Origin of the sequence: Mycobacterium sp. 852002-10029_SCH5224772 (genome assembly GCF_001667315.1) — a bacterium.
GTDB lineage: Bacteria > Actinomycetota > Actinomycetes > Mycobacteriales > Mycobacteriaceae > Mycobacterium.
In genome coordinates, this window is sequence record NZ_LZHT01000097.1 from 39,186 (window position 1) to 45,242 (window position 6,057).

The following is a 6,057-nucleotide window of genomic DNA, read 5'->3' on the forward strand; positions in this document are numbered from 1 at the left end:
CCGGGTTTGGGAGGATCGTGGCCGTTATGCGATTTCTCCTCGGGCTGTGTAGCGCCGCTGCCATGATCGGCCTGGCCGCACCGGCCCACGCCGACATCGACAACGATCAGGATTTCCTCAAGGACCTGCGCGACGCAGGCATCACCTACCAGGACGCCGGCAACGCGATCACCGTCGGCAAGTCGGTGTGCGAACTACTGGACGACGGCCAGTCGGACGCGAAGATCGTTTCGGACCTGCGCAACCAGAACCCGGCCTTCCAGGGCGCCAGCGCGGCCAAGTTCACCTTTCTCTCGGCCGCCCATTACTGCCCGAAGTACATCACCGGCGAGGACCGCGGCCCGAAGCCCGACGGCGCCGTCGGCAACTGAGCCGAGCGGTCAGGCGGCTCGTGCCGTCCACCCAGCCCTACTTGCCCTGCTCCGGGTTGGACGGTTGATCGCGCCACGGGCGCGAGGTCTTCGGCAGGAGCATGAACGCCACGGGAAGGCGCACCAACGCGTCGCGGGCGGCGACCTCCAGGAACACGATCTCCATCTCCAGACGGTTCAGGGGCCGCGTTTCCATCATGAAGCGTGTCCGCAGGTAGCGGGGCGTCCGCAGCCACTCGACCAAATTCATGAACGCGACTGTACGCCCCTAGCGGAAATACCTGATGTGCACGATGTTTCGCAGTGTTTGGCCCCGGCGACCATCGACGAACGGTACCCGACGCGCGCCGAGATCATCTCGTCGCCGCGTTCGAACGGCGGATGGACCTTGACGCCGTCGCTCCGGTCGCCAAAGCCCTTCTGGCCCAAGCTGATCGCCCACGGCATCAAGACCGGCTCTGCCGCGCTCTCACAGGATCGGGGGTGGTATCAGCCAGCCCATCGAAGGGTCGACATCGTCTCTGTATTCCGGGCAGTAGCTAGCCACCGAAAGGCCGATGAAGTATCCAGATTGCTTCGCGGACATGGGCGTTTGCTTCGTCAGTCTGATTGCCAGCATCGATACGTTCGGGTTCGCCTCGATGCTGGAGCACACCGCGTGGGCCGTCGCGATCGCATCGTCGTCGTCGAACATGGTGATTCCGCCCCTATCGAGCCCGGCGAGAAACGCATCGTCGGCGTCGTCGTCCGCCGCTGCTGGTGTTGCGCAGGCCAGTGCGCCCGTGATCAGGGCGATCGCGCAGGCGGTCGACCGCTTCGCGAAACCGGCCTTCGGATGAGCCATGGCCTCCCCTCTAAGCGCGGGCCAATCGGCGACGAGTCAAGGACGACTTACCTGAACGATAGCCGAAATCGCGGTGTCCATCTCGCCATTCGCGCCCCACGTACCGTCCTGGTTTCACGACGAGCAATGTGACGCTTTGATCCGCCCATTCGGCGCGGCCAGCTTGGCCAGGGCGTCCGCGTTGGCTGCCGTTGTGTCCGGTCCGGACCCGCCCTGGAACCTGCCCGAGCGGTCGAACGCCACCGAGGCGCAGCCGTTGCGCGTGCCGGCCACGACCTCGCAGACATCGCCGGCCTCGGCGGTGCAGTGGGCGAGCGCGAGTTGATTCGCCTGGTCCTGGCTGCCGCCGGTGCCCCAGCCGGCGGCGCGTCCGCTCCCGACGGACACGGCCAGGGCGACGAAGTCATCGTCGGCCGAGGCTGTCGGCGCCGGCAGCGCGACGATCGCGCAACCGGCCGCCACGACGACGGCAATCAGTGACCGCACCGGTTCGCTCCTTCGCAACGCTCAGGAGAGGAATCTAGCGCCCAGGTCAGGGGTGGCGCGGGGGTTTGGGGCGCGGGGTGCAGAGCTACGAATTGTTCTCCGGGTCTTCGGCCAGATAGGTGACCTCATACCACCGTTTGTGGGGCTCGGCGTCGTACGTCTCGGCCGCCGTTGCCCGCTCCAGCCGAACGTCGGTCAGATGCGGATTGTCAACGCGGATAAAGTCTTCGAGCTCAGCGTGAAGCGCTTCGCCGTCCAGGGTGATATCCGCGAGCGCCCTGGCGCCGTACCTCGTCCAACTCACACCTCACATCTTGCTATGGCCGTGGCGACGCACGGTACTGCGGGCGTCCTCGCGAACATTCGCCCTTCGCCAGCCGATCCGTGTCTCCTATACTCGACCTACTCATTGGAGGGCGCGATGGCTACAACCTGGGACACGCTGGATCAATACGTCGTCATTTCGACGGATACCCACGCCGGCGCGGATCTTTACGACTACAAACCGTATCTGCCGGCGGGTCTGCACGATGAGTTCGATGCGTGGGCCAAGGCGTACGCCAGCCCGTTCGACGATCTGATCATCGCCACCGCCAACCGGAACTGGGACCACGAGCTTCGGATCGCCGAGATGGATGCCGACGGGGTGGCCGCCGAGGTGCTGTTGCCCAACACCGTTCCGCCGTTCTTCCCGACCACCCCGAACATCACCATCAGCTTGCCCCGCACGCGTGCGGAGTTCGAGAAGCGGTGGGCCGGCGTGCAGGCCCACAACCGGTGGCAGGTCGATTTCTGTTCGCTGGCCCCGACCCGCCGCCGCGGGCTGATCCAGATCTTTCCCAACGACGTCGAGCTGGCGCTGGATGAAATCCGCTGGGGCGTGGAGCAGGATTGCTTTGGCGGCGTGCTGATTCCGCCCGTTTCGCCGGGCGACCCGCAGGTGGCCCCACTTTTTCACACGCGCTATGACCCGCTCTGGGCGCTGTGCGCCGAACTGGACCTCACGGTGGTGCAGCATGCGGGTGCCGGCAGCCCGGAGATGCCGATGGACCAGCCGGCCTCCAACGCGGTGCTGATCACCGAGATGGCGCTGTGGGCCCAGCGGACCCTGGGACACCTGATCCTGGCCGGGGTGTTCGAGCGGTATCCGACGCTGCGATTCGTGCCGACGGAGCAGGGCACGATGTGGGTGCCTGGGCAACTCGGCGTCCTCGACGCGATGGTGCCCACCATGAAGTCCGACGCGGGCAATCGCACCTACGGAATGTTCGGCGGATCGTCGGTCGACGAGCTGACCCTGACGCCGAGCGAATACGTCCAGCGGAACTGCTTTTTCGCCACTGAGCTGATGCCGTACGACGGCGCGATGATCGACTTCATGGGGCCCGAGCACATCATGTGGGGCAGTGACTATCCCCATGAGGAGGGCTTTGCGCCCCACTCCAAGTTGGCCATCCGATGGGCCCTGCACGACAGGCCGCAGGATGTCTGCCGAAAGATATTGGGCGGCAATGCCGGTCGCCTGTACCGTTTCGACCTCGAGGCGTTGGTGCCCGTGGCGGCCAAGATCGGGCCGACCGTTGCGGAGGTGTCCACTCCCTTGGAGGACACGGGTTATCACGCCCCAGCCGCGTTCGGCTACCGGCCGTTCGAAGGGGGCCTGGCCCTCAAGCGGCTGGCTCCCGAACGGCGCTAACCGGATTCGTCGCTCAAGGCGGCGCTCAGTCGGCGGGTAGCCGAAGAGAGCTGCGCCCCAAGGCGGGTGACCGCCGTGCCGCTAATCGGTTCGGCGCTGGGAACCAGGCTGAGCATCAGGGCGATGCGGGACCCCGGCCCCAGGATTGGGGAGTCGATGTGGCTCACCTCGTAGGTGCGGTCCGGGGCAAGCGTGGCCGGGAACCACTCCTCCTGATGGATCAATTCGTCGGTCAGCGCCTGCGCCAGCTGGCTCAGCCGGGTGGAACGCACCTCGGCGCTGCGCACGAGCAGGGCCAACTCCTGCAGGCGCAGATCGGGCAGCAGGTGCAGCCCGACCGCGTAGCCGCGCCGCCGGGCGGTCGTGATGGCCTCGCGGTAGCGATCGCGCACGTCGTCCGGCAGGGCCGCCAGCCAGCGCTCCCGGGCCTCCGCGCCGGCCCAGGCAACCGTCGACGCCCCATAGGGCGGGCGGTGGGGGAACTGGGTGCCGATGGGCATCGGATGACCGCCGCCGTGCGGGCTTCGGACCTGATCGACGACGGTGGAGTAGTCCTCGCTCACCGAGAAGGCGACGCAGTGGGCGCCCGTCGCGGCCGACAGCTCGGCCATCGCGGAGCGGGCCAGCACCAGGGCGGGGTATCGGCCGGCCGCCTCGCGGCCGAGGCGGACCAGGGCGGGGCCCAAGTGGTAGGTCTTGCGCACCGGGTCGCGCAGTAGCCAGCCGGCTCGGAGCAATTCGGAGAGCATCGAATGGCAGCTGGCCTTGTGGACGCTCAACTGGCGCGACACCTCGGCCAACGTCATCCCCGCACTCCCATCGCCCGCCAGATGCTCGAACAGGTTCACGACCCGTTCGGTCTGCGGCGAGGGGCGCGGTGCCATGGGCACAATGGTCGCATAATGCGACTTCTTGCGGTGATATACGCGACCATGTGACCATGGCCACAATGGAAGACCTGCGCGGCAAGGTGGCGGTCGTAACCGGCGGGGCCGGGGGCATCGGCCGTGCCATGGGCCGCCGTTTCGGTCACGAGGGCATGAAGGTGGTGCTGGCCGACGTCCTCGCCGAACCGTTGGACGAGGCGACCCCGGGCGCTCGCGGACGAGGGCATCGAGGCCGCCGGGGTCCTCACCGACGTCACCGACTATTCCTCGGTCGAGTCGCTGGCCAAGGAGGCGGTCTCCCGCTTCGGCGCGGTGCACGTGGTGTGCAACAACGCCGGCACCGGCGGGGTCTCCGAGGGGTACATGTGGGAACACGACCTGGCCGACTGGCGGTGGGGGATCGACGTCAACGTGCTGGGCGTCATCCACGGCATCAAGGCCTTCGTGCCCGTCTTGCTCGAGCAGGGCGAGGGACACGTGGTCAACACCTGCTCGGGCAATGGCGGGTTCGCGCCGATCGCCCGCGGTGCCATGGGCGGGCCGGCCACGGCCGTCTACCCGATGACCAAGGCGGCGGTGCTCTGCCTGACCGAGAGCCTCTACACGCACCTGGAGATGACCGGGACCCGGGTTCGGGCGCACGTCCTTTTCCCCGGCGGCTTTTTGAACACCGGCATCTGGGAGTCGTGGCGGCACCGGCCGCAGCGTTACGCCGCGACCCAGCAACGCCGCACGCCCGCCCAGACACTGGACAAGGTCGTGGCCCGCTTCGAGGCGGCCGGCGCCCACGTCGAGTTCACCCCGCTGGAGACCGTCGCTGACCAGGTGGTGGACGGAATTCGGGCGGACCGCTTCTGGATGATGGGCCCACCCACTCCGGCCGATCAGGTGGTGAGCAGCAAGGCGGCGTCGATCCTCGCGCGTGGAGCTCCCGACTACCTGGTCGACGTCCTCGGACAAAACGCCGGGAAGGACGCCGGGAAGGGCTCCGAAACGAAAGGAGAAAAACGTTGAACACCAACGTAATCCGCTACGGTCCTCGCCCGCCCGAGGCGCAAGTCGACCACGAGATCGATGCCACCAAGGCGCCCATCGCCACCGAGGCGGTGACCGTCACCTACCTGACCGATCCGGAAATCGTCGCGGCCGTGCTGCCCAAGCCGCTGGAGCCGGCGGCCGAACCGCTGGTGCGCATCCAGCTTCAGCGGGTCCAGATCGAGGGCATGGCGCCGTTCGGGTCGGCGGTGTTTTCGGTGACGGCCCGGCACGGCGACGTCGAGGGCGACTATCCGCTCTTCATGCCCCAGTCCACCGAGCAGTCGGTCACGGGCGGGCGTGAAACCTTCGGTGAGCCAAAGAAATTGGCGCGCATCGAGGTCGAGCGCGACGGCGATCGTGTCACCGCCGGCGTTGACCGGTTGGGTTATCCGCTGATCAGAGTCAGCGGCCAGATCACCGGTCCGGCGGAGTTGCCGCTCGACCAGGTGAACACCGAGTTCTACTTCAAGTTCCTGCGCGCCCCCGACGGCGGCGGCCTCACCGACCCCCACCTGGACGGTGCGCCGGCGACACCAGGTGATCGACCTGATCTGCCGAATGACGATGTCGGCCACCGGATCCAACGGCGACTCCCCCAACTCGAGGGAGCCGTCGATGTGCTCCAGCACCTCGTAGTGCCGGTGGTACTCGCCGTAGACCAGGTGGGGGTCGGTGAGGCCGCCGCCGTCGGGGGCGCGCAGGAACTTGAAGTAGAACTCGGTGTTCACCTGGGCC

At 67.2% G+C, this 6,057-nt stretch carries 7 protein-coding genes and 3 pseudogenes; 4 read left to right on the plus strand and 6 right to left on the minus strand.

Features of this window, described 5'->3' with window-relative positions:
• The first annotated feature begins 26 nt into the window (after positions 1–26).
• Positions 27–371 carry a DUF732 domain-containing protein gene (locus A5775_RS17565; RefSeq protein WP_067255177.1) on the plus strand — a complete coding sequence of 115 codons (345 nt, stop codon included), beginning with the start codon at positions 27–29 and terminating at the stop codon, positions 369–371.
• Positions 372–408: 37 nt separating this feature from the next.
• On the opposite strand, the gene A5775_RS17570 is transcribed toward A5775_RS17565, so the two are convergent.
• From A5775_RS17570 to A5775_RS17585, 4 genes are all read right to left on the minus strand, one after another.
• On the minus strand, positions 409–621 hold the full coding sequence (locus A5775_RS17570; protein ID WP_067255180.1) for a hypothetical protein: 213 nt from the start codon (positions 619–621) through the stop codon (positions 409–411).
• A gap of 219 nt (positions 622–840) precedes the next feature.
• Positions 841–1,215 (minus strand): DUF732 domain-containing protein, encoded by a 375-nt coding sequence (locus A5775_RS17575; RefSeq protein ID WP_067255182.1) that lies wholly within the window; start codon positions 1,213–1,215, stop codon positions 841–843.
• Positions 1,216–1,329: 114 nt separating this feature from the next.
• Positions 1,330–1,701, minus strand: a complete 372-nt coding sequence (locus A5775_RS17580; RefSeq protein ID WP_067255184.1) for a DUF4189 domain-containing protein — start codon at positions 1,699–1,701, stop codon at positions 1,330–1,332.
• Positions 1,702–1,786: 85 nt separating this feature from the next.
• A complete protein-coding gene (locus A5775_RS17585; protein ID WP_067255186.1) occupies positions 1,787–2,005 on the minus strand; it encodes a hypothetical protein in 219 nt (72 codons plus the stop codon).
• A 117-nt stretch (positions 2,006–2,122) separates the two neighbouring features.
• Here A5775_RS17585 and A5775_RS17590 point away from each other — a divergent pair, with 117 nt between their 5' ends.
• The gene (locus tag A5775_RS17590; RefSeq protein ID WP_067255189.1) at positions 2,123–3,397 is read left to right on the plus strand and encodes an amidohydrolase family protein; all 1,275 of its coding nucleotides are present in this window, start codon (positions 2,123–2,125) and stop codon (positions 3,395–3,397) included.
• Here A5775_RS17590 and A5775_RS17595 read toward each other — a convergent pair.
• Positions 3,394–4,281, minus strand: a complete 888-nt coding sequence (locus A5775_RS17595; RefSeq protein WP_067255191.1) for an IclR family transcriptional regulator — start codon at positions 4,279–4,281, stop codon at positions 3,394–3,396. The genes A5775_RS17590 and A5775_RS17595 overlap by 4 nt on opposite strands.
• A 65-nt stretch (positions 4,282–4,346) precedes the next feature.
• Here A5775_RS17595 and A5775_RS17600 point away from each other — a divergent pair.
• Both A5775_RS17600 and A5775_RS17605 read left to right on the plus strand, forming a co-directional pair.
• Positions 4,347–5,298, plus strand: a pseudogene (locus tag A5775_RS17600) (SDR family NAD(P)-dependent oxidoreductase).
• Positions 5,295–5,837: pseudogene (locus tag A5775_RS17605) on the plus strand (acetoacetate decarboxylase family protein); the annotation flags it as partial. The pseudogenes A5775_RS17600 and A5775_RS17605, both read left to right, overlap by 4 nt.
• Positions 5,838–5,900: 63 nt before the next feature.
• Here A5775_RS17605 and A5775_RS25045 read toward each other — a convergent pair.
• Positions 5,901–6,050 (minus strand): annotated as a pseudogene (locus A5775_RS25045) (acetoacetate decarboxylase); the annotation flags it as partial.
• Positions 6,051–6,057 lie beyond the last annotated feature (7 nt).

Excerpts from the sequence above, each read along its gene's own strand:
- A5775_RS17565 (WP_067255177.1), top strand. The coding sequence starts at position 27 with ATGCGATTTCTCCTCGGGCTGTGTAGCGCCGCTGCCATGATCGGCCTG.
- A5775_RS17570 (WP_067255180.1), bottom strand. The coding sequence starts at position 621 with ATGAATTTGGTCGAGTGGCTGCGGACGCCCCGCTACCTGCGGACACGC.
- A5775_RS17575 (WP_067255182.1), bottom strand. The coding sequence starts at position 1,215 with ATGGCTCATCCGAAGGCCGGTTTCGCGAAGCGGTCGACCGCCTGCGCG.
- A5775_RS17590 (WP_067255189.1), top strand. The coding sequence starts at position 2,123 with ATGGCTACAACCTGGGACACGCTGGATCAATACGTCGTCATTTCGACG.
- A5775_RS17595 (WP_067255191.1), bottom strand. The coding sequence starts at position 4,281 with ATGGCACCGCGCCCCTCGCCGCAGACCGAACGGGTCGTGAACCTGTTC.